This window comes from Sphingomonas sp. 10B4 (assembly GCF_035019905.1).
Classification (GTDB): Bacteria; Pseudomonadota; Alphaproteobacteria; order Sphingomonadales; family Sphingomonadaceae; genus Sphingomonas; species Sphingomonas glacialis.
Window position 1 is genome coordinate 1 of sequence record NZ_JASJVC010000468.1, and the last position, 249, is coordinate 249.

The following is a 249-nucleotide window of genomic DNA, read 5'->3' on the forward strand; positions in this document are numbered from 1 at the left end:
AGATGGGCGTGATGCCCAAACCTGCCGCACCTGTGTATCGCACGACGAACTGGCCTGAGTATAATGCGGCGCTGAAGCGGCGTGGGTCGCTGGAAATATGGTTTGATCCAGAGATGCATTGGCTATCGGTGCCTTGTGGTCGTCCTGGTCGCCCGATGCGGTTTTCAGACAGCGCGATCGAGCTGTGCCTGACGCTGAAGACGCTGTTCAACCTGCCTTTGCGGCAAGTGACGGGGTTGGTTGCGAGCC

Annotated in this window: 1 protein-coding gene; it reads left to right on the forward strand. The window is 59.0% G+C overall.

What is annotated here, in order from left to right; genetic code table 11:
* Positions 1 to 11: 11 nt before the first annotated feature.
* The coding region (locus QN347_RS20520) for a transposase (protein ID WP_323494505.1) at positions 12 to 249 on the forward strand (238 nt) is incomplete at its 3' end.